Source organism: Flavobacterium sp. MDT1-60, from assembly GCF_014844035.1.
GTDB lineage: Bacteria > Bacteroidota > Bacteroidia > Flavobacteriales > Flavobacteriaceae > Flavobacterium.
Genome location: NZ_CP062159.1, coordinates 5,034,827 through 5,057,739, shown reverse-complemented (window position 1 = coordinate 5,057,739; position 22,913 = coordinate 5,034,827). Strand labels below are relative to the sequence as shown.

Below are 22,913 nucleotides of genomic sequence, written 5' to 3'. Positions count from 1 at the left end.
AGAAAAAAGAAAAGTCGCAAAGCTTAAAAAAAAACTTTGCGACTCTGCGTCTTTGCGAGATTTAAAAAAAACTACTTACGCTCCCCAATTTGCTGGCGCCACATAGCGTAATACAAACCTTTTTCCAGAATTAAATCCTCATGTTTTCCTTGCTCGATGATTTTTCCTTGTTCCAATACAAATATTTTATCAGCATGCATTACCGTAGATAAACGATGCGCAATTAAAACTGTAATTCTGTTTTTGTCTGATATATTTCTAATCGTTGCATTAATTTCTTCTTCTGTAATAGAATCTAAAGCCGAAGTAGCTTCATCAAAAATCAATAAATTCGGGTTTCTTAAAATAGCTCTGGCGATTGATAAACGTTGCTTTTCACCTCCGGAAACCTTGATTCCACCTTCACCGATAGTGGTGTTTAAACCGTCTTCGGCTCGTCTTAATAATTTTTCACAGCTTGCTCTTTTTAAGGCATCGTATAAATCGTCATCGGTTGCATTTGGTTTTACAAACAATAAATTTTCACGGATTGTTCCGGAGAATAATTGAGCGTCCTGTGTTACAAAACCTAATTGTTTTCTTAAATCTAATAAATCAATTTCGGTTGAATCAATTTCGTTATACAAAACCTGCCCTTCAGCCGGCGTATATAATCCTACCAATAATTTCACTAAAGTCGTTTTTCCGGAGCCAGATGGTCCAACAAAAGCGATGGTTTCTCCTTGTTTGATTTCAAAATTAATGTTTTCAACCGCTTTAAATTTGGCTGTTTTATGTTTGAAACTTACATTCGAAAATAACAAAGATTGAATTGCTCCAACATGTTTTGGGTTTTTTGGGCGGAATTCCTTCGGAGCACTCAATAAAGTTTTGAAGTTTTCCATAGAAACTTTGGTTTCATTCAAAGCAATAATAAAATTCCCTAATTCCTGTAAAGGCCCAAAAATGAAAAAAGTAAAAAATACCATAGTCAATAAATCACCCACAATAATTTTATTTCCAAATAAGAAATAATACAGAGTAAAAACCACACAGGTTCTTAAAAAGTGAACCGTTGTTCCCTGAATAAAACTTAAACTTCTAATAAAACGAATTTTCTCCAATTCCAAATGCAGAATTTTAAACGTATTTAGATTTAAACGTTTTTCTTCCTGATACGTTAATCCAAGACTTTTTACAAGCTCAATGTTTCTTAAACTTTCAGTTGTTGAACCCGCCAAAGCATTGGTTTGATTTACGATTTTTTTAGAAACAATTTTAATCTTTTTCCCTAAATACGAACTTACTAAAGCAATAATTGGAGCAGTAACTAAAAAGATAAGCGAAATACGATAATCGATTCGGGCAACGTACAGAATAACGAATATGAATCCGATTACAGTTTGAAAAATTAAAGAGATAGAAAGCGTAATTAATTTCTCTGAATCAGAACGTACTTTGGTTAGTTTACTCAAAGTTTCACCGCTACGTTGGTCTTCAAATTCGGCGTAAGGTAAATCAAGCGATTTTTTAATTCCGTCAGTATACATTTGCGCTCCGGTTCGCTGAATAACGACATTGGTAAAATAATCCTGAAAGTTTTTAGTAATTCTCGAAACCATTGCAGCACCAAGCGAAAGCCCGAGCCAGAAGGATAATGATTTAATAAAACCAGTTGGATTTCCTGCATATTTATGCAATCCAACACCGCAATCCTGCATTAATTTACCGGTAATGATAGAGTCAGATAAACTGAAACAGATGTTTATAGAGGCCATAATCAAAGCAAAAAATAAAAGCATTTTGTGTTTGATTATATAAGAATATAATAATTTCATAAGTGAATTTTAATTTATGGAAGATGCAAAAGTAGTGAATAGTTTGACTCCGTAACGGTGGTTTTTGTTATTATAAATGTAATTTTTTTAAAAGGTGAACCTCCGGCATTTTCTGTTTAAGTTTGATTTTTTTAAAATACTTAACTTACCTATGTTATTCTCCTTTAATGTATTGAGAAGTATTTAAATTATTATATGTTTTGGTTGTGGAATCCCGTAAGGTTTTGATTTTGGGTTGTACTACGTTTGCGGTAATTACAAATTTAACCTAATATCAAAATGAAAAAATTTTTATGCCTTTTTAGTGCGTTGTCAATCGTACTAATGTCTTCTTGTTCTAGTGATGATTCACCTTCTAATTCTTCTGATCTTGTATTACTTAAAAAACAAGTTTTAACACATTCTGAAGGAAAACTTACAATCAATTATAAATACGACGGAAATAAGATTGTAAGTGCAATTGATGATTCTGGCGAAGTAAATCTTTTTTATACGTATACAGGTGATCAAATTACTCAAATCGACTTTAAACTTCCAAATGGAACAGTAGAACAGGTAAATACATTTACCTATAGTGCTGATGGTAAATTATCGACTTTTTTAAGAGTTGAAAATGAGACTGTAAATGGAACGACTGTTAAAGTAGGATATAAAGAAGTTTATACTTATAATGCGAATGGAACAATTTCTGTAAAATCATATACTGGAAATAGCACAAGTCAAAGTGCATCGTCAGGTACGTCTACTATAACATTGGTTAATGGAGATGTTAGCGAGATTGTCAGTACAAATTCACCTAACCATAAATATGCGTATGATACTCAAAACAATCCTGCAAAAAATATTTTAGGAATGGATAAAATTGCGATTGTTGATGGTGAAGGAAATGGCGTGTTTCATAATGAAATTTCTGATACAGTTAACGGTAAATTAGGTGATACTCACACTTACTCTTATAACGCTGCTGGTTATCCACAGACAAGTGTTGATCGTGAAGATGGAGAAACTCATACTTCAGAATATTTTTACTAATAGATAAATTTCAGTTTTTTACTTAAAGTCGGCAGCATAAATGTTTCTGGTTTTTTGTTTCTACCGAAAAACACCAAAACCAAATACTTCTGTATTTGGTTTTTTTATTGGTGAAAATTGGTGAAATTCGTGTTTCAATTCAAAGCCATGCAATTCAGAACCCAAATTCCACTATCAAAATCCAAAAATCCGATCGATTATAATTCGAAAGTACTTTCTTTTGGTTCTTGCTTTGCAGAAAACATGGCAGATAAATTTGATTATTTTAAATTTCAGAATGAAACAAATCCATTCGGAATTATTTTTAATCCGGTTTCGATTGAGAAAGTAATTGAGAGAGTGGTTCAGGAAAAATGGTTTACAGAAAAAGACGTTTTTTTTCACAACGAACGCTGGCATTCTTTTGACGTACATTCGGATCTAAGCAATTCAGACAGACAAGAATTACTAGAAACTTTAAATAAAGCTATTTCAGAAACCCATAAGCAATTAAAAGAAGCAACGCATATTATTATCACTTATGGAACATCATGGATTTACAGAAATCTGGAAAGCGATGAAATTGTTGCCAATTGTCATAAAGTCCCTCAAAAACAATTCTCAAAAGAATTATTGCCGGTTGATGTGATCCAGAAAAGTATTCAAAACACAATCGATTTAATTCAGGCTTTAAATCCAGGTATAAACTTCATTTTTACCATTTCGCCAGTACGCCACATCAAAGATGGCTTCGCAGAAAATCAATTGAGTAAATCGCATTTATTTGCGGCAGTTCATCAAGTTTTAAAAATTTACAATTCACAATTTACAATTCACAATTATTTTCCTTCCTACGAAATAATGATGGATGAACTTCGCGATTATCGTTTTTATGCCGAAGATATGTTGCACCCAAATCAGGTTGCAATTGATTTTATCTGGCATAAATTCAGTGAAAATTATATAGCTGAGGAAAGTATTTCTCTAATGCAGGAAGTAGATGAAATTCAAAAAAGCCTACGCCACAGAAGCTTCAATCCAGAATCAGAACAACATCAAAAATTCCTTGCTAAACTTCAGCAAAAAATAAATTCTTTAGGCGAAAGATGGCCTAACATCAAATTTTAAAAAACAAATTTCTTCGTGCTTTAGCGCCTTCGCTGCAAATTTAAAAAAGTAGGAAAATAATTATTTTTCCGTAAAATTCTAGAATATTTGAGCATAATTATGTAAATTGTTAAGGTTTAAATTTTTCAATTTTGTAAGCTGTATAAGTACAGCCTTATAATAACGCAATTTTAATCTAACGTGTTTTATTGACGTATGAATACCAAAACAATTCATTTTCTAAAAAAAACACTACGTATACTGCTTTGGTGCGTGGGTTCTATAATTGCACTTTTACTTCTTGTAATTATTTTAATCCAGGTTCCATCGGTTCAGAATTTCGTTAAGGACAAAGCGATTACCTATCTGCACGATAAGATCAAAACCAAGGTTTCATTAGATTATATTTCGATTAAATTTCCAAAAGATGTAGTCTTGGAAGGTTTCTATTTTGAAGATCAAAAGAAAGATACTTTATTGGCAGGGAAACGTTTAGTTGTAGATGTCGATTTATTTAAATTGGTAAGCAGTGAACTCGAAATCAATTCGGTTTCTTTAGAAAATACAACAGCCAATATTTCCAGAAATAAAGAAGGTGTTTTCAATTTTGATTATATTATAAAAGCTTTTGAATCAAAAGAGCCAAAAGTTGAAGACCCGGACAGCAAACCTTTCAAAATTTCGGTTGTAAAAGTTAATCTTGATAATATCAAATTCAACTTTAAAGATGACTTTGCTAAGAATGATGTCCGCGTTCAATTAACGCATTTTGATACGAAGTTCAATAAATTCGATTTAGATAAAATGGATTTCGATATTCCGAATATTGCTTTAAACGGATTGAAATTAGTTTTAGATCAGGATGTTGTGGAGAAAATTGCGGAAGTCTCGGTAAAAACCGTTGACACCATTTCAAAAAGAAAAGATTTCAAATTGAAATTAGGCAAAATTAGTTTGTCAAAAATTGATATTGCTTATGATAATAAAGATTCAAAACTCGATTCAGGAATAAAACTGGGCAATTTGAATTTAGCGGTTAATAAAATAGATTTGAATAAACAACTTTTGTATTTTGGCACTTTCGAAGTGAAAAATCTAAAGGGAAATTTACGTTTTGGGACTAAAGACAAACAAATTCAAACTCCGGATTTAGATTCCACAGCAATTAAGCAAGCCGGATGGAAAGTAAAATTAGAGGATGTCAATTTAGACAATATTGCTTTTAAATTTGATGATATGAAATCAAAACCTACCCAAAAAGGAATTGATTACAGTCATTTAGATTTGGATAAATTTAATTTTAATGCTGAGAAAATATATTACGGAAACGACACGATTTCAGGAAATATAAAGTCGCTTACCGTAAACGAAAAAAGCGGTCTCCAGATCCAGTCTTTAAAAACTAATTTCTTTTACGGTCCCAAAAATGCATCTTTAAATAATTTGTATTTAAGAACACCGCAAACTCTTCTTCAGAATAAAATTAAAGTCACATATCCTTTGCTTAATGCCTTAAAAAAGGATATTGCCAATCTGAGTCTGGATGCGAATTTAAATCAGTCTAAAATCGGATTTAAAGACATTTTGCTTTTTGCACCGGATCTACAGAAAACAAACCCGTTTAAAAGCAATCCAAATGCGATTTTGTATTTGAATACTCGCTTGAGCGGAAAGGTTAAAGATTTAACAATTCCGCAGTTTGAAATGAGCGGATTAGGAACGACAAAAATTTCCCTTTCGGGGAAGATCAAAGGGTTACCAGATGCTCAAAAAGCGTATTATGATTTAGATATTAAAAAACTTTCCAGCACTTCAAAAGACATTTATTCGTTCGTACCGGCAGAAACAATTCCAAAAAACATTCAATTACCTTCTCAATTGAGTTTGCAGGGAAAATTTAAAGGTTCGGTGCAGAATTTCAAAACAAATTTGGCTTTAAACAGTAGTTTCGGAAATGCAAAAATCGATGCGTTATTTGATCAGCGCGTTAAAAGAAGAGAAAAATACGATGCAACTGTTTATTTATTAGATTTTGATTTAGGCCGATTAATCAAAAACGATTCGATCGGAAAAATTACGCTTAAAGCGAAAGTAAAAGGCAAAGGTTTAGATCCAAAAACGGCTCAGGCAGATTTTGACGGTTTGGTTCAGAAAGCGGTTTTCAATAAATATACCTACAGAGATTTAGCTTTAAAAGGAAACATCGAAAACGGTTCCTTCGCAGTAAAATCTGGAATGAAAGATCCTAATTTGAATTTTGATTTGACGGCTAGCGGAAATACAAAAGATAAATATCCTGCTGTTCAGTTAAAATTAAACCTGGATATAGCCGATTTAGAAAAACTGCATCTTCACGCGGGACCAATGAAATTGCGTGGAAATATCGATGCAGATATCGCCAATAGCAATCCTGATTTTTTAAACGGAAAAGTGTTTCTTTCGAACATTCAGGTTTTACAGAACAAAGAACCAATTGTTTTAGACTCAATAAGAGTTATTGCTTTTTCAGATGAAAGTAGAAATAACATTAAAATATCATCTCAGTTTTTAAAAGCGGAAGTTGACGGAAAATACAAATTGACAACTTTAGCATCGGCCATAAAAAAATCATTGGCAAAATACATTGATTTAAAAAATCCGAAAGTAAATGGAGAATCTGACGAACAACGTTTGGCTTTTACATTGACGGTTGATAACGATCCTGTTCTTTTTAAACTGGTTCCAAAATTAACCGGTTTAGAACCTCTTAAAATTGAAGGAAAATACAATAACGTAACTGATTCTTTAGAAATTAAAGGAACGATTCCGAGAATTGTCTATGCCGATAATACAATCGCCGACGGAAAAATAAACATCGAAGCCAAAGAAAATGCCTTAGAATATCAAATTTCTGTAGCAACGATTGAAAGCGGTTCTTTGAAAATTCCGCTCACGAGTTTGTCAGGAAAAATCGAAAATAATATTTTGGATTATGCGCTTGAAGTAAAAGATGCAAAAGAAAAACAACAGTATTTTATTGCAGGAAATTTCAAAGCCGAAGATTCTAAAAATATCTTTAAAATCAACGCAGAAAATTTTGTCCTCAATTACGATAAATGGAATATCGATCCTGAAAATGCAGTTGAATTTGGAGGAAAAAGACTTTACGTTAATAAATTCTTTTTAGAGAATTCAGGAAATGAACTGAAAATTCAATCGCAAGGTAATCAGGATAATGCACCATTACAAGTCGATTTTGTAAACTTCAAAATCGAGACGATTATGAATATCGTCAAAAAAGATAAATTGTTGATGCAGGGTTTGATCAATGGAAATGCTGTCGCCGAAAATGTAATGACAAAGCCAACTTTTACATCCGACATAAAAATTGATGATTTTGCTTTTAAAGGTGAACCAGTTGGCGATATTGCGGTTAAAGTAGATAATAGAACCAATAATTTATTAAATGCCAACGTCATACTGACTGGAGAAGATAACGACGTAAATCTGACAGGAACTTATAGTATTGCTGATGGAAATCTGGATTTCAATCTTGATTTGAATAAACTGAATATCAAAAGTATCCAGGGGTTTAGTATGGATAATATTAAAGAAGGAACGGGTTACTTATCAGGAGATTTTAAAATTACAGGAAATACCAGCGCACCAAAAGTGAATGGAGAATTGAATTTTAATGAAGCCGGCTTTAGAGTGACCAAATTTGATTCGTATTTTAAAACGGCCAATGAAAAAATTACGCTTCAAAATGATGTAATTACTTTTGATAGCTTTACCCTTAATGATGAAAATGATAATAAGCTAACGATAAACGGAACTATTAAGTCAGCAGATTATACCAATTTTGATTTCGGTCTGACCGTTGTCGCAGACGATTTTAGAGCGATACATTCTAAGGAAAAAGACAACGATTTATTTTATGGTGATTTAATTTTAGATACTAAACTGAATATCAAAGGAACGCTTGAAAATCCTGTCGTTGGCGGTACTATCAAAATCAAGGATGATACGAAATTCTCTGTTGTTTTGCCGCAATCAGATCCTTCAATTGCCGACAGAGAAGGAATAGTCGAGTTTGTAGACGAAGATAATTTGTATCTTAAACAAACGGCTGCGATGAAAGAAAAACTGGATCAGTCAGAGTTACTTGGTATGGATGTGAATGTAGCAATTTCAATAGATAAAGAAGCCGATCTTACCTTAGTAATTGACAAAGGAAACGGAGATTATTTAAATTTAAAAGGAGAAGCGGAATTGACAGGAGGAATTGATCCGTCAGGAAAAACAACTTTAACAGGTAAATATGAATTTTCAGATGGTGCGTATGAAATGAATTTCAATATGATCCGTAGAAAATTCAACATTCAAAAAGGAAGTTATATTATCTGGAATGGCGAGCCAACAATGGCAAATGTGAATATTACAGCCATTTATAAAGTTGAAGCGGCGCCTATCGATTTACTTGGAAATCAGTTAGTGAATGACTCTCAAAAGAATACCTATAAACAAAAAATTCCGTTTCAGACTTTATTGAAAATGAATGGCGAGTTAATGAAGCCTGAAATTACTTTTGATATCGTTTTGCCAGATGGAAATTATGATGTGTCGTCTGCGATCGTAGAAACCACACAGCAAAAACTGGAGCAATTGCGCCAGGAGCCAGCCGAATTAAACAAACAGGTTTTTGCCCTTCTATTGTTGAACAGATTTATTGGCGAAAATCCGTTTGCAAGTGAGAGCGGTGGAACGAGTGCCGAATCATTGGCCAGACAAAGTGTGAGTAAAATTCTTTCTCAACAATTAAATGATTTGGCTGGAGAATTGATCTCTGGAGTTCAATTAGAATTTGATCTCGAATCTACAGATGATTATACAACTGGAACCAGAGAAAACAGAACCGACTTAAATGTTGGGGTTTCAAAAAAGCTTTTAGATGATCGTTTGAAAGTTACTGTTGGAAGTAGTTTCGCCGTTGAAGGCCAGGAAAGAGCTAACGAAGAAAGTACCAATATTGCCGGTGACGTTGCTCTTGATTATCAATTAACCAAAGACGGTCGTTATATGCTTCGCGCTTATCGAAAAAATGAATATCAGGTTGCGGTAGAAGGTCAGGTTATTGAAACTGGAGTTGCTTTTATTATTACGATGAGTTACAATAAATTTAGAGAGCTTTTCCATAGAAGTTTGGCAGAAAAAGAAATGATTAAAGAAGAGAAACTTCGCAAGGAAAAGAAAAAACTTAAAGATAAAGAGAATAAAGAAAAAGACGAAAATCAATTAGAAGGAGATGAGCAAAAAACATAGCAATAGGAGAACGGAATATATCAGGTATTTTATTGCGCTGTCCTTATTTTTTGTTTTTGGATGCAGTAATACAAAATACCTGCCAGAAGGCGAATTACTGTACACAGGAGGTTCTGTCACGATAAAAGATTCTGTTATTAAAAAGAAGGAAAGAAAAGAACTGGAGAAAGAACTGGAAGATTTGTTACGTCCTAAACCTAACAAACAGTTTTTGGGATTACGTCCTAAATTATGGATATATAACATCGCAGGAGAACCTAAAAAAGAAAAAGGAATTCGGTATTGGTTGCGAACTAAAGTGGGTGAACCGCCAGTACTTTTTAGTAAAGTTGATTTGGATTATAATGCATCCGTTTTGCGAAATTTTACTGAAAACCGAGGTTACTTTAAAGCACGTGTAAGCGACGATTCCACAGCTAAAAATAAAAGAGCTACAGCGGAATATACCGTTACACCGAAAAAACAGTATATCATTAAAAGTGTGACTTTTCCTGATGATTCCCTGGCAATGTCAAGAATAATTGGAAGATCAAGTCGAAGAAGCTTGTTGAAAGTAGGAAAACCGTATGATTTGGATGTTATTAAAGCAGAAAGGGAACGTATAGATGCAAGGCTGAAAGAACGCGGCTATTTTTATTTTAATCCTGATTATATTTTAGCGCAGGTCGACAGCAGTAAAGGCGATCATGAAGTAAAAATAAAATTGGTAATAAAAGCCGATGCACCGCCAAAAGCACTTACAGCGTATAAGATCAATAAGATTATTGTATATCCAAATTTTGCGATTTCAAAAGACAGTCTGAAATATAAACCGGAAGATGTTGTTCAGTACAAAGATTTTACGATTATTGATACAGCAAATACTTTTAATCCACGGGTTTTTGACAGGACAATTTACTTTAAAAAAGGAGATTTGTACAACCGAAAAAACCACAATTTAACGTTGAATCGTTTTGTGAATCTGGGAACTTTCAGTTTTGTAAAAAATGAATTCAAACCTTCAGACAGTTTGCCGAAGACTTTAGATTCGTATTATTACTTAACGCTTCTTCCGAAGAAATTTATTCGTGTTGAGGTTTTAGGAAAAACCAATTCGGCAAGTTATACCGGTACAGAATTGAATGTCAATTGGAATAACAGAAATTTGTTTAAAGGAGCCGAATTGCTTACCGTTTCTGTTTTTGGCGGAGCCGATTTTCAGCTTTCCGGAACCAATAATGGCAAGAACATTTACAAAGTAGGAACAGAGACCAGTTTAACCTGGCCGAGATTTATTGTTCCGTTTTTTCATGTGGAAGGCTCGAGTGAATATGTACCAAGAACCAAAGCAACAGTGAGATATGAATATCAAAACAGGACACAATTGTATTCCTTAAATTCGTTCAAAGCCTCTTATGGTTATATGTGGAAAGAAAATGTTCGAAAAGAGCATCAACTCAATATAATGGATATTACTTATGTAAGTCCAAATAATGTAACGCAGGAATATTTGGATGATATTAAAGAAGATGAATCGTTGGGAAAAGTAATCGAGAAACAATTGATTTTTGGTCCAACGTACACTTATACCTACACTAATACGATGCAAAAACGTAAAAAAAATACTTTCTATTTTATCGGAGAAGCAGATCTGGCTGGAAATGTTACAGGTTTAGTGACCGGAGCAAATGTTAAAAAGAATGATACGATCAAAATATTTGACGTTCCTTTTAGTCAATATGCAAAATTTCGAGGCGACTTCAGACATTATTTAAAACTCGGAAAGGAAAGTCAATTAGCGAGTAGACTTATATTAGGTGTTGGAATTCCGTATGGGAATTCAGGTGCCTTGCCAACATCAAAACAATTTGTGGTTGGAGGAACTAACAGTATTCGAGCTTTTAGAGCGCGATCAATTGGACCGGGAAGTTATCTTAATACAGAGACAGAAAACAATTATTTGCCAGATCAGTCGGGAGATTTGAAACTAGAATTTAGTACGGAATACAGGGCAAAACTTTTTAGTATCATAAAAGGTGCTGCATTTATCGATGCCGGAAATATTTGGCTTATGAATGCTGATCCGAATAAATCCGGAGCAGAGATATCCAAAGATTTCATGAAAGAAATTGCAGTGGGTGCCGGAGTGGGTTTACGTTTTGATGTCTCTTTCTTTATTTTAAGAACCGATTTGGCGTTTCCGTTAAGAAAACCCTATTTACCTGATGGCGAAAGATGGGTAATCAAAGACATAGATTTTGGAAGCGGCCCATGGAGAAAAGAAAATCTGATTCTTAATATTGCTATTGGATATCCATTTTAAAAAGCAATCGCCACGAATATTTTTTAGCCACGAATTGCTCGAATTTTCACCAATTCATACTTTGTGGTTACTGGATCAATTTACAAATGTAGAGTTCAGTTTAACTGCATTCCAATTCGTGAAAATTCGTGTAATTAGTGGCAAACTTTTAATAAACCTTTTGAAAAAAAGAAGTAAATTGGTCTAATAAAATAAAGTAATGCAAAATACACTCAAAAGAATTTTAGTTTTAGGTTCAGTCGTTTTCTTAATAATTTTGGCTTTCAAATTCTGCCAATTTAAAAAAGATGATGATAAGGATATTGAATACAATACCAATTTAATTCAACAGCAAATTCTGAATGTGGGTAAACTGGTTGTCACCGAAGGACATTTTTCAGAAGTGATCACGTATAAAAATCAGCAAAAATATTTTCTGGATATGGTTTCTTTTGAGAAGAAAGCATTAGTTGTCGTCAATGCAAATGTTACGGTTGCCTACGATTTGCATAAAATGAAATACGACATCGACGAAAAAAACAAAACCATTACGATTTTAAATATCCCGAAAGAAGAAATAACAATCAACCCGGATATTAAGTTTTATGATGTTGAGCAAAGTCAGTTGAATCCGTTTACGGGAGATGATTACAATAAAATCAACAAATCGGTTAAAGCAAATCTGGCGAAGAAAATTGAAAACTCATCCCTGAAAACAAACGCTCAAAACCGATTGATAAGTGAATTATCTAAGATTTTGATTTTGACGAATTCAATGGGCTGGAAACTGCAATACAACGGCAAAACAATAGAGTCTGAAAAAGAATTTAATGAGGATTTAAAATTGTAAAGAGAGGTTCAAAGGTGCATAGCAACAAAGGCCCAAAGGTTTTACCCAATTTTGTCATTTCGAGGAACGAGAAATCCCCGCGAGAAGCTCGACAAAGATTTGGATCCTCTTTGCGGAGTTACTTGCGGGGATTTCTCGTTCCTCGAAATGACAAAACAGTACGCTTAATTACTGCTTTTAAAAAAAACTTTGTGTCTTCGTGTCTTCGTGTCTTCGTGGCAAATCGTTATACTGCTTCCTTATCGAAAATCAAATCCAATCCGCCGGAAATTAAATGCGCTATTTCAGGACGTTTTTCTTTCAATTGATCCAAATAAACCAATACTTCTTGTAAAAGTTGTTTTTCATCAGAATCTTTCAAAAGTTCTGCGATTTCAACAGAAAGCAACCAGTCGTTCGGATGATTATTTTTCAGTTTTTCAAAAACAGCTTTGAGTTCCGATTTAGAATCTTTATTTTCTCTTATGGAACGAACAGTTTGATAAAGAACTTCTAAATCATCGCGTTCGTCTGTATGTTTTGCTTTTATAGTTTGAGTAGTCGGAACAATATTGATCAAATCAAAGCTATTCACATCGGCAGGGCCGGAAAAAGCAGAAACTACTTTTTTACCAATTGCCATATCGTAATTTCCCCAATCAAGCTGGAATAAAATTGTTTCGCCATGAGTAACAGTACAATTTCTAAAACTGATTAAAATGATTTCTCCGTGTAAGTTTCTGGAACCTGTAATGATTTCTCCTTCAACAATAATATTGCCTTCAAATTCTAATTTTACGGTTTCGTTTTCAACAATACTATAAGCCTGTAAATCCTTTGGACTCATATCTTCAATCGCTAAATTGAAACCTTTTAATTTTCCAATCGGACTTCCAAATCCGTGTGGATGCGTCAAAGTTCCGTGGCCTACTAATTCTTTTTCACGATATGATAAAGCTGTTTTTCCTGTGGTTTGAATGTAAACTGGTTTCCCTTCGTCTTCCAAAACATTGGTAAAAACGCCTGAAATTTGTAAACCGGTACTCAATTCAATAGTTCCTAAAGCATTAGAATGAATCAGTTTCTGAATTCCGGAAAGACCTCCGGTTCTCAATGCCATTTTATTCGCAAACTCTTCTAAAATCAAACTTAAATAAGAGAAAGTAGGCGTTACATACAGTTGCGGCTGCAACTGTGTAATATCAAAATTCTGATTTGCCGCCGAAATATCGTAAGGGATTTTCTTTACGTTATCTGTCATACACCAGGCACTCTCTCCAATGGAAGAAAGTAATCCGGCGCCATAAATTTTTGGATCTTCAACAGTTCCAATTAAACCGTATTCTACTGTCCACCAATGTAAGTTACGAATTTGAGCCATTTCGGATAATTCGCCCATATTGTTTTGCAAATCGGCAACGGCTTTTTCTGCTTCGTCGATTTTTTCCTGAGGCGTATCTTCGGCTTCTTTCAAAATCGAAAGCAAACGAATTGCTTCATACATCTGATAATCCTTGTGAGATGAAATCGCCTTACAGCCAATTTCTCCAAAGCGTCTCAAATATTCAGCATATTCTGGATTCGCAATAATAGGAGCGTGGCCGGCACCTTCGTGAATAATGTCTGGTGCTGGTGTATATTCAAGATGTTCTAATTGTCTGATGTCTGAAGCAATAACCAAAACGTTATAAGCCTGAAATTCCATAAAAGCATTTGGCGGAATAAAACCATCTACCGCAACGGCAGCCCAGCCAATTTCAGTCAGGATTCTATTCATTCCATACATACTCGGAATAGAATCGATTTCGATTCCGGTTTTTTTCAAGCCATCCAAATAAGAGTGATGGGCAACTTTTGATAAATAATCTACGTTTTTGCGCATCACATAACGCCAAACCGCCTGATTAATTGGCGTATAATCGCTATAATCCTGAGGTTTAATAAATTGCTTTAAATGTTTAGGCAAGCGCTCTAATAACGGGTTTGTTTCTATAGATGCATTCATTTCGAAAACGTTGTAGATTAAGAATGTAAAATTACGAATTTAAGGCGCTAATTTTTGCTGTTCATCACAATTTTTTTGTTCGAAAGTGTTTTTTATTGCATTTTTCGTGAGATTGCTTTGTTATGCTTTAAGAAGAAAAACGAGATTAACAATCGTTATTTTCATAATTGACTTTTTCCATTTTAGCTTCGTAAGATTCTGTTTCTTTTTTAGTCATTTTAGCTTCTTTCAGCTCCACTTTCAATTGTTTTTTGCTGTCAGGACTGATCCATAAACCGCTAAAAGAAGTTTCGTCCTTTTTCAAAATCATAACTCCTGAAAAGCCATGCTCTACTAAGACAAATTGGTTTTCATTTTTAGTATTTTGAGTAATGTCCAATTGAATCCAGCCACCTGATTTGTCGTAGCGATACATGGATGTATATAGTAAATCGGCTGTACAAGGGTTTTCTTCTGTCTTAATAAAAAAAGTAACAGCTATTTTTCCATCAATTGTGCCTTTGTATAAATTGCTTTTTGAGGCTTGGGCATTGGAAGAAATAATGATAAAGAGACAAAATAGAATAGAGAGTAATGCTTTTTTCATATTTTATTAAAATTATTTTTTTTCAAATTTAGTTATTTAGAAATGTCATTTGAATTAATTTTTATTGATTCTCTAAATTCCTGAAATAATCAATTTTATGGTTGAACATATAAGCCATATTTTCGGCTCTCATTTTTGCTTCTTCCGTAATTGTTCCTGCAAAAAGTCCATCGATTGAAGAATTAAAAAGTTGAACCCAACGGTCAAAATGAGTTTTATCTACCGGTAATTGTTTGTGCGGTGGAAAAGGAGTTCCGGAATAAGCACGAACATCAAATAAAATAGTTTGCCAAAAGCCATACATTTTTTGTAAATGCATAGGCCAACGATCCTGTAGTTTATCATTAAAAATTGGACCAAGAAGATCATCCTTTCTAACCTTATCATAAAATGTGTCAACCATTAATTTTATGTCTTCTATATTTGAAATATCTTTAAGAGTAGCCATGTTTTCTATATAAAAAAGTGAATTGCAAAAATACGATTAAACTTTATCGCCTATGATGATATTTGTCATTTTAAGGATAATTTATACTATGCAAATAACCAAATGAGATCTGTATTCAGGAGAATGCGATGGTTAATTTGTTGGTTTTTAAAGAATTAGGAATGTTAAAATTTAAAAGTAGGATTTTTGTGCTTTTTTTGTTTTGTAATTAATTGAAAATCAATTTATTGAAAAATTACCAGATAAGTTTTTGTTAGGTAGTTTTTTTAGTTTGATGTGTATTTGTAAAGCTTTGATTTTAATAAATTAATAAAATTTAACATAATATTGTTCCGTATTAATAAAATTAATCTTAAAAAACAAGAAAAATTTAATTTTTAAAAAACCGAAAACTATGCACAAAACTACCCAAAAAAACACAAAAAAGACCAATTTAATTATAATGACACAAGTCCTTATAATGTTGCTGTTTATTACAACGGTAAAAGCACAAACTGTAACCCCATGGATAACCAGTGGTGATCAAACCAAATTACTGCAGCAGCAATCGACTGTCAGTTTTGCAGCCAATTCAGGAACAAATCCTTCTACTGTTACCGTTAATGCAGGCACGACTTACCAAACTATGGATGGATTTGGTTATACATTAACCGAAGGAAGTTGTGAAGTAATCAGCGGTATGGCTGCAACGCAGCAAAACCAACTATTAAATGATTTGTATAATCCTACGACAGGCTTGAACGCAAGTGTCGTTCGAATTAGTATTGGAGCTTCAGATTTAAGCAGTTCTTCTTATAGTTACAATGAAACTTCGGGAGATACAAATATGAATAATTTTAGCCTTAACGGACCGGATTTGACGTATTTAGTTCCGATTATCAAAAAGATAAAGCTTATAAATCCCAATATTAAAATACTAGCGACTCCATGGTCAGCTCCACGTTGGATGAAAACTAATAATTCGTGGGTTGGTGGAAGTTTGCAAACGCAATATTACGCAGCTTACGCTAAATATTTTGTGAAGTATTTTGATGCGATGGCGGCACAAGGAATTTCTATTTGGGGAATTACACCTCAAAACGAACCGGAAAACCCAAATAACGAACCAAGTATGTTGATGAATTCAACAGAACAAAAAAACTTTATTAATAACCAGCTTGGTCCGCAAATGGCAGCAGCCGGATATGGTGGAATTAAAATTATCGCTTTTGACCATAATTGTGATAATACAGCTTATCCAATTGATGTTTTGAATAACAGCAGCTATGTTGATGGTGCAGCATTTCATTTGTATTTAGGAAATATTTCGGCTATGTCAACAGTACGAAATGCAACGAATAAAAACGTTTATTTTACCGAACAATATACCGGATCCGGAGGAAGTTTCAGTGGAGATTTTGGCTGGCACATGCAAAATGTTGTTATTGGCAGTACAAATAACTGGTCTAAAACGGTTCTGGAATGGAATGCAGCAAATAATTCAGGTTTAGGACCACGTACTCCTGGCGGATGTAATACCTGCTTAGGTGCAATTACAGTTAACAATAGTACAAGTTATACTAAAAACGTAGCCTATTATATTATTGGCCAAATCTCGAAATTTGTAAAACCGGGAGCTTTAAGAATTTCTTCTTCAAGTACTAGTGGTACTATTTTTTCTGCTGGATTTAAAAACCCAGATGGCTCGATAGCACTTGTCGTGTACAATTCCGGAGGATCAGCGAATACAATCAAAGTTGTTTCAGGATCATCGGCATTTAATTATTCGGTTCCGGCTTCATCGGCAGTTACTTTTAATTGGGGTGCTGGAACGCCACCAGTTACAGCTCTTCCCGGATATTATAATATTATTTCCAGAAACAGTAATAAAGGTTTGGATGTAGCGGATAACGCGACTACAAGCGGAAGTCGCATTCAGCAATATGATATTACAAATGGAGGAGGAAATAACCAACGCTGGAAGTTTGTTTCTGATGGAAGTGGTAATTACTACATCATTGTAAAATCGACAGGAATGTATCTTGCCCCAGAAAGCAACAGCACCGCAGACGGATTAAAAGTACAGCAAAAAACTTTTTCAGCCTCTAACGAATTTAAATGGACTGTTACAAGTCTTGGAGGAGGTTATTATAAAATTATCAACGTAAATAGTGGAAAATCATTAGACGTTGAAAATGTTTCGACTGCAAATGGTGCAAATATTCAGGTGTGGAGTTATACAGGAGGTTTGAATCAGCAATGGCAATTGGTGCAGGTTGAATCTACAGCCAAAAAAGCTTTGACGATAACAGAAAATGAAAGCCCGAATGATATGGCAATTTTCATTAATTCAACTAACGATTATTTAAAAATCGATACTAATCATGAAGGAAATGGAGAAGTAGAGCTTTTCTCAATCGCAGGACAAAGTGTTTTAAAGAAAACGGTGAGTTTTGTAAAAGGAAGTCAATCTGAAATTGAAATTTCAAGATTACCAAAAGGCGTTTATGTTGTAAGAGTAAATGACAATAAAGGATCTTATTCTAAAAAAGTGTTGAAGCAATAATTACAAATTTAGGATTCAATTAGTAATTTTATATTTGATTTGAAAAGGCTGTCTAAGATTTTTAGACAGCCTTTTTATTGTTTATCCAATTAATTGCGTAAATAAATCCTGATTGTCATTAAGATATTGAAATTCAAAACCATTTTTAGTCATATTCAATTTGATATTCATAATGTCTTTTTTATTTTTCAATTCCAAACCAACCACTACAGAGCCTACTTCGCGATTGTTTTTTTTGTGAAATTGAAAATAAGTGATATCATCATCGGGGCCTAAAATATTATTTACAAATTCTTTTAAAGCTCCGGGACGCTGCGGAAATTGAATCATAAAATAGTGCATCAAACCTTCATACAGTAAAGAGCGTTCTTTTATTTCGGCAGTTCGTTCGATATCATTATTGCTTCCGCTGACCACACAAACAACGGTTTTACCTTTAATTTTATCCTTATAAAAATCCAAAGCAGCAATAGTCAAAGCTCCGGCAGGTTCGACAACCATTGCTTCTTCATTATACAAACGTAAAATGGTAGTGCAGACTTTTCCTTCGGGAACTAGAATTATATCTTCTAAATTATCTTTGCAAATTTCAAAAGTCATATCGCCAACTTGTTTTACAGCTGCACCGTCAACAAATTTATCAATGGTCTTTAAGGCTGTATTTTTGTTTGCAGCAATCGAAGTTTTCATGGAAGGAGCGCCTTTTGGCTCAACGCCGATGATTTTTGTATTCGGACTCAAATGTTTAAAAACTTCAGATAAACCGGAAGCCAGCCCGCCCCCGCCAATCGGAACAAAAACATAATCAATAGGTTCTTTGTAACCTTCAAGTATTTCTAATCCAACAGTTCCTTGTCCCGCAATCACTTTTTCATCGTCAAAAGGATGAATAAATATTTTATGATTTTTGATGGCATCTGCCATTGCTGAAGCATAAGCATCATCAAAAGTATCTCCGGTCAGAATAATTTCTACAAACGATTTTCCGAACAATTGCACCTGTTTTACTTTTTGTTTTGGAGTCGTTTTTGGCATATAAATCTTGCCCTTTATTTGCAGAAGATGACAGGAATAAGCAACTCCTTGCGCATGATTCCCAGCGCTCGCACATACAATTCCGACGGCTTTTTCAGTTTCATTTAACGAAGAAATTTTGTTGTAAGCCCCTCTGATTTTATACGACCGGACAATTTGTAAATCTTCTCTTTTTAATAGAATAGTCGATTTAAATTCGTCTGAAAGATTTAAATTCTGTGTAAGCGGAGTAGCGGCAACTACATTTTCGAGCTGTTTTTTTGCAGCAAGTACTTCGTTAAATAGATTCATGATGTTTTGTTTTTTTAGCCACGACCCGAGCGATATTGAACAGGCGAAGCAATTGCACAAATTTTCTCTAATTTATTTCCTCAAAGACGGGGAAAAATTTGTGAACATTCGTGAAATTCGTGGCAACTTTTTAATTATTTATAAATAAAAAACCTCCCGGTTTGGGAGGTTTAATAAATTGTATTTTGATTACTTAATTTATATAACACCTCGCATTATTGTTCAATTACAATAATGTTAATCGCGATAATAATGTTATTTAAGTTTGTCATCTCTTGTTCTTTGAAAAACAAATGTATTAATTATTTTTGAGAAGAATTCAATAACTGTTTTTAGTTTTTTCTGAAAAACTGAAAACTGTCACTGAAAACTATTTTTTCACAGGCGGATATTGCGCTAAAACTTTGTTTACGATCTCAGCCACTTTCGCATCTTTTTTATCGACGTTTTTCGTTAAGGTTGAAACACCTTCACCTTGCCAGATCATTTCTTTCTTTTTGGCATCAATCAGGTCAATAAATAAAGTTCCTTCTGTAGAGGATGAAACGGTTGTTTGTCCTCCGTACATCATGTAAGGATTCCATCCCCAACCCCAACCGTAGCCCCATCCGGCGCTAAATTGGTTTACGCTTACTTGTTCTCTCGATTTAGTAAAAATATTTACTAATAAATCAGGATTTTCGCTTTTAGTAAAACCTTTGGCTTGTAATTCAGTATCTATGGCGTGTAGAATTCTCCTTTTATCCAAATCAGAAATTTCGACCTTATCAATTCCGGGCTTAAAAAAAGCATATGTTTTATAAGGGGCAAAATCTACGTTTTTATCGTAATCAGAATAAACACTAACCGTGCTGCAAGAGGCTAATAACAAAAGCAAAAAAACGGGTACTAATTTGAATGTTTTCATATTTATAAAAATTTATTGTTCTCAATTCTGATAAATAACTTTAAACTAAAATAGAGTTTCGTCAACTATATTAGGCAAAGTTACTTTTAGTAAAGGCTGAACTTCCATTGCTCTTTTTATGGCAAAAATGGCTTCGTCATTTCGGGCCCAGCTTCTTCTTGAAATTCCGTTGTTAACATCCCAAAAAAGCATTGATGCTAAACGTTTTGAAGCTTCTTTAGAACCATCAAGAACCATACCAAAGCCACCGTTTATAACCTCTCCCCAGCCAACGCCACCACCATTATGAATGGATACCCAGGTTGCTCCTCTAAAGCTGTCTCCAATCACGTTTTGAATCGCCATATCAGCCGTAAAACGAGATCCGTCATAAATATTTGAAGTTTCTCTGTAAGGAGAATCCGTTCCGGAAACGTCATGATGATCGCGTCCTAAAACCACAGTTCCAATCTCGCCTTTTGCAATCGCCTGATTAAAAGCTTCGGCAATTTTAATACGTCCTTCAGCATCAGCGTATAAAATTCTGGCTTGAGAACCTACAACCAATTTGTTTTCCTGTGCGCCTTTGATCCATTTAATGTTATCCTGCATTTGTTGCTGAATTTCATCTGGAGCTGTTTTGGCCATTTCTTCTAAAATCTGACTTGCGATAGTATCTGTTTTTTGTAAATCTTCCGCTTTTCCAGAAGTACAAACCCATCTAAAAGGACCAAATCCGTAATCAAAACACATTGGTCCCATAATATCCTGAACGTAACTTGGATATTTGAAATCAATATTATTTTCGGCCATAACATCCGCACCAGCGCGGGAAGCTTCTAATAAAAAGGCATTTCCATAATCAAAAAAGTATGTTCCCTTAGCGGTATGTTTGTTAATTGCTTTCGCTTGTCTGCGTAACGATTCCTGTACTTTTTCTTTGAATAATTCAGGATTATTGGCCATCATTTCATTGGCTTCTTCGAAAGAAATTCCGACTGGATAATAACCCCCGGCCCAAGGATTATGTAATGAAGTTTGATCAGATCCCAAATCAATTTTGATGTTTTCTTTATCAAAACATTCCCAAACATCAACTACATTTCCTAAATAAGCGATCGAAACCACTTCTTTATTGGCTTTCGCCGAATTTACTCTGGCAACTAATTCTTCTGTCGAAGTAACAACTTCATTAATCCATCCCTGTTCGTGGCGAATTTTAGTGATTTTTGGATTTACTTCGGCGCAGACCGTAATACAACCTGCAATATTTCCTGCCTTAGGCTGAGCACCCGACATTCCGCCCAATCCAGACGTTACAAATAAATTACCTTCTGGATTTAATTTTATTTTTCTGAAACCATTCAAAACCGTAATCGTAGTTCCGTGTACAATTCCTTGTGGACCAATGTACATATAACTACCTGCGGTCATTTGTCCGTATTGTGAAACGCCCAAAGCATTCATTTTTTCCCAGTCGTCCGGTTTAGAATAATTCGGAATTACCATTCCGTTCGTAACCACAACTCTTGGCGCTTCTGAATGCGAAGGAAATAATCCCATCGGATGCCCGGAATACATCGTTAAAGTTTGCTCATCTGTCATTTCAGACAAATATTGCATCGTCAATAAATATTGTGCCCAGTTCTGGAACACGGCTCCGTTGCCACCGTATGTAATCAATTCATGCGGATGTTGCGCCACGGCATAATCCAGATTGTTCTGAATCATGTGCATAATCGCTTTTGCCTGCAAAGATTTTCCGGGATATTCATCAATTGGTCGCGCGTACATCCTATAATCAGGACGCAAACGATACATATAAATACGACCGTATTTTTCTAATTCTTCTGAAAATTCAAGAATTAATTCGGCGTGATGTTGCGGTTCAAAATAACGCAAAGCATTTTTTAATGCCAGTTTTTTTTCTTTAGCCGAAAGAATTTCTTTTCGTTTTGGCGCATGATTAATCGCTAAATCGTACGCTGCCTTTGGAGGTAATATAGAAGGGATTCCTTGTTGTATTTGTTCTTTGAAAGTCATTTCTTTTATTTTAGATTTTAGATTGTTGATTTTAGATTTTTGTAAAACGTAAAATTCAACATCTAAAATTATTATGTGTTTAAATTATGTCGCTCTGATGGAGCTAGATTCTGAATGATCATTGTATTGCTATAAATATTGCACTCCTACGGAGTTTTTGTAGCCTTGGAAAGGCGTCATGTTTATAGAAAATAGAATACATTCGTATGAAAGCTCCATAGGAGCGAAATGTATTATCAATGAAAATTCGACCCGAAATAATTATCTAATTATCTAAATTGACAAATTATCTAATTAAAAAGCTAGGGATAACGAATATCCGACCTGTGATAGGATTTGTGGATCGTAATCCTAAATTTTCGCAAGAGAATATCCATGTATAATTTTAGATTTTAGACTTAAGATTTTAGATTTTGGAATTATCAAATTGACACATTTTCTAATTAGTCTTCCTGATTCGACCAGTATTTTTATCAAACCCATACGGACAATGACGGCAACCGCTTTTACAGCAATAACCACGTTTTAAATGGTGTTTTTCAGTAAAGCATTTATAACCTTCGGGCGTATAGTAAAAATCTTCACCTTCGATTAATTTATTTTCATTACTTTGCTCTTTCATAAATCTGCTTCGGTCGTGTTTGAGTTCTTTAAAAAATCAAAAATAAATAATTGATTGTGATTTTAATGAAATCAAACAATTTTATGTCTACAAATTTATAAATTTT

14 protein-coding genes are annotated in these 22,913 nt (G+C 34.1%); 6 read left to right on the top strand and 8 right to left on the bottom strand.

The annotated features are described in order from the left end of the window. Positions 1 to 71: 71 nt before the first annotated feature. Entirely contained in the window at positions 72 to 1,817 is a 1,746-nt protein-coding gene (locus IHE43_RS21225; protein ID WP_192185742.1) for an ABC transporter ATP-binding protein, read from the bottom strand. A gap of 279 nt (positions 1,818 to 2,096) precedes the next feature. On the opposite strand from IHE43_RS21225, the gene IHE43_RS21220 reads away from it, so the two are divergent. The 5 genes from IHE43_RS21220 (at position 2,097) to IHE43_RS21200 (ending at position 12,367) form a co-directional block, all read left to right on the top strand. Continuing rightward, positions 2,097 to 2,849 (top strand): hypothetical protein, encoded by a 753-nt coding sequence (locus IHE43_RS21220; RefSeq protein WP_192185741.1) that lies wholly within the window; start codon positions 2,097 to 2,099, stop codon positions 2,847 to 2,849. Positions 2,850 to 2,996: 147 nt separating this feature from the next. Then, a complete protein-coding gene (locus IHE43_RS21215; RefSeq protein ID WP_192185740.1) occupies positions 2,997 to 3,956 on the top strand; it encodes a GSCFA domain-containing protein in 960 nt (319 codons plus the stop codon). A 195-nt stretch (positions 3,957 to 4,151) separates the two neighbouring features. After that, positions 4,152 to 9,236, top strand: a complete 5,085-nt coding sequence (locus tag IHE43_RS21210; RefSeq protein WP_192185739.1) for a translocation/assembly module TamB — start codon at positions 4,152 to 4,154, stop codon at positions 9,234 to 9,236. Next, complete coding sequence (locus tag IHE43_RS21205; protein ID WP_192185738.1) at positions 9,220 to 11,538, top strand: BamA/TamA family outer membrane protein; 2,319 nt, start codon at positions 9,220 to 9,222, stop codon at positions 11,536 to 11,538. The genes IHE43_RS21210 and IHE43_RS21205 overlap by 17 nt, the downstream gene beginning before the upstream one ends. 199 nt (positions 11,539 to 11,737) lie before the next feature. Next, positions 11,738 to 12,367 (top strand): DUF4230 domain-containing protein, encoded by a 630-nt coding sequence (locus IHE43_RS21200; protein ID WP_192185737.1) that lies wholly within the window; start codon positions 11,738 to 11,740, stop codon positions 12,365 to 12,367. 226 nt (positions 12,368 to 12,593) lie between these two features. Here the strand turns inward: IHE43_RS21200 and IHE43_RS21195 are convergent, their stop codons facing one another. The 3 genes from IHE43_RS21195 to IHE43_RS21185 all read right to left on the bottom strand — a co-directional run bounded on the left by IHE43_RS21195 (position 12,594) and on the right by IHE43_RS21185 (position 15,385). Further along, positions 12,594 to 14,351: an aromatic amino acid hydroxylase gene (locus tag IHE43_RS21195; protein ID WP_192185736.1), complete on the bottom strand. Its 1,758-nt coding sequence runs from the start codon at positions 14,349 to 14,351 to the stop codon at positions 12,594 to 12,596. Between the two features lie 145 nt (positions 14,352 to 14,496). After that, on the bottom strand, positions 14,497 to 14,937 hold the full coding sequence (locus IHE43_RS21190) for a hypothetical protein (RefSeq protein ID WP_192185735.1): 441 nt from the start codon (positions 14,935 to 14,937) through the stop codon (positions 14,497 to 14,499). A 61-nt stretch (positions 14,938 to 14,998) separates the two neighbouring features. Next, complete coding sequence (locus IHE43_RS21185; RefSeq protein ID WP_192185734.1) at positions 14,999 to 15,385, bottom strand: group III truncated hemoglobin; 387 nt, start codon at positions 15,383 to 15,385, stop codon at positions 14,999 to 15,001. A 394-nt stretch (positions 15,386 to 15,779) separates the two neighbouring features. Between IHE43_RS21185 and IHE43_RS21180 the strand changes: the two genes are divergently transcribed. Continuing rightward, a complete protein-coding gene (locus IHE43_RS21180) occupies positions 15,780 to 17,930 on the top strand; it encodes an RICIN domain-containing protein (RefSeq protein ID WP_192185733.1) in 2,151 nt (716 codons plus the stop codon). Positions 17,931 to 18,011: 81 nt separating this feature from the next. On the opposite strand, the gene ilvA is transcribed toward IHE43_RS21180, so the two are convergent. The 4 genes from ilvA to IHE43_RS21160 all read right to left on the bottom strand — a co-directional run bounded on the left by ilvA (position 18,012) and on the right by IHE43_RS21160 (position 22,807). Then, positions 18,012 to 19,256: a threonine ammonia-lyase IlvA gene (gene ilvA, locus IHE43_RS21175; protein WP_192185732.1), complete on the bottom strand. Its 1,245-nt coding sequence runs from the start codon at positions 19,254 to 19,256 to the stop codon at positions 18,012 to 18,014. 370 nt (positions 19,257 to 19,626) lie between these two features. Beyond that, the gene (locus IHE43_RS21170; RefSeq protein ID WP_192185731.1) at positions 19,627 to 20,163 is read right to left on the bottom strand and encodes a DUF4136 domain-containing protein; all 537 of its coding nucleotides are present in this window, start codon (positions 20,161 to 20,163) and stop codon (positions 19,627 to 19,629) included. Positions 20,164 to 20,208: 45 nt separating this feature from the next. Next, positions 20,209 to 22,185 (bottom strand): urocanate hydratase, encoded by a 1,977-nt coding sequence (locus IHE43_RS21165; RefSeq protein WP_192185730.1) that lies wholly within the window; start codon positions 22,183 to 22,185, stop codon positions 20,209 to 20,211. Positions 22,186 to 22,624: 439 nt separating this feature from the next. Further along, entirely contained in the window at positions 22,625 to 22,807 is a 183-nt protein-coding gene (locus IHE43_RS21160) for a DUF5522 domain-containing protein (protein WP_192185729.1), read from the bottom strand. Between the last annotated feature and the right edge of the window lie 106 nt (positions 22,808 to 22,913).

Coding starts and splice junctions, on each gene's coding strand:
- IHE43_RS21225 (WP_192185742.1), bottom strand. CDS start 1,817: ATGAAATTATTATATTCTTATATAATCAAACACAAAATGCTTTTATTT.
- IHE43_RS21220 (WP_192185741.1), top strand. CDS start 2,097: ATGAAAAAATTTTTATGCCTTTTTAGTGCGTTGTCAATCGTACTAATG.
- IHE43_RS21215 (WP_192185740.1), top strand. CDS start 2,997: ATGCAATTCAGAACCCAAATTCCACTATCAAAATCCAAAAATCCGATC.
- IHE43_RS21210 (WP_192185739.1), top strand. CDS start 4,152: ATGAATACCAAAACAATTCATTTTCTAAAAAAAACACTACGTATACTG.
- IHE43_RS21205 (WP_192185738.1), top strand. CDS start 9,220: ATGAGCAAAAAACATAGCAATAGGAGAACGGAATATATCAGGTATTTT.
- IHE43_RS21200 (WP_192185737.1), top strand. CDS start 11,738: ATGCAAAATACACTCAAAAGAATTTTAGTTTTAGGTTCAGTCGTTTTC.
- IHE43_RS21195 (WP_192185736.1), bottom strand. CDS start 14,351: ATGAATGCATCTATAGAAACAAACCCGTTATTAGAGCGCTTGCCTAAA.
- IHE43_RS21190 (WP_192185735.1), bottom strand. CDS start 14,937: ATGAAAAAAGCATTACTCTCTATTCTATTTTGTCTCTTTATCATTATT.
- IHE43_RS21185 (WP_192185734.1), bottom strand. CDS start 15,385: ATGGCTACTCTTAAAGATATTTCAAATATAGAAGACATAAAATTAATG.
- IHE43_RS21180 (WP_192185733.1), top strand. CDS start 15,780: ATGCACAAAACTACCCAAAAAAACACAAAAAAGACCAATTTAATTATA.
- ilvA (WP_192185732.1), bottom strand. CDS start 19,256: ATGAATCTATTTAACGAAGTACTTGCTGCAAAAAAACAGCTCGAAAAT.
- IHE43_RS21170 (WP_192185731.1), bottom strand. CDS start 20,163: ATGAAAACATTCAAATTAGTACCCGTTTTTTTGCTTTTGTTATTAGCC.
- IHE43_RS21165 (WP_192185730.1), bottom strand. CDS start 22,185: ATGACTTTCAAAGAACAAATACAACAAGGAATCCCTTCTATATTACCT.
- IHE43_RS21160 (WP_192185729.1), bottom strand. CDS start 22,807: ATGAAAGAGCAAAGTAATGAAAATAAATTAATCGAAGGTGAAGATTTT.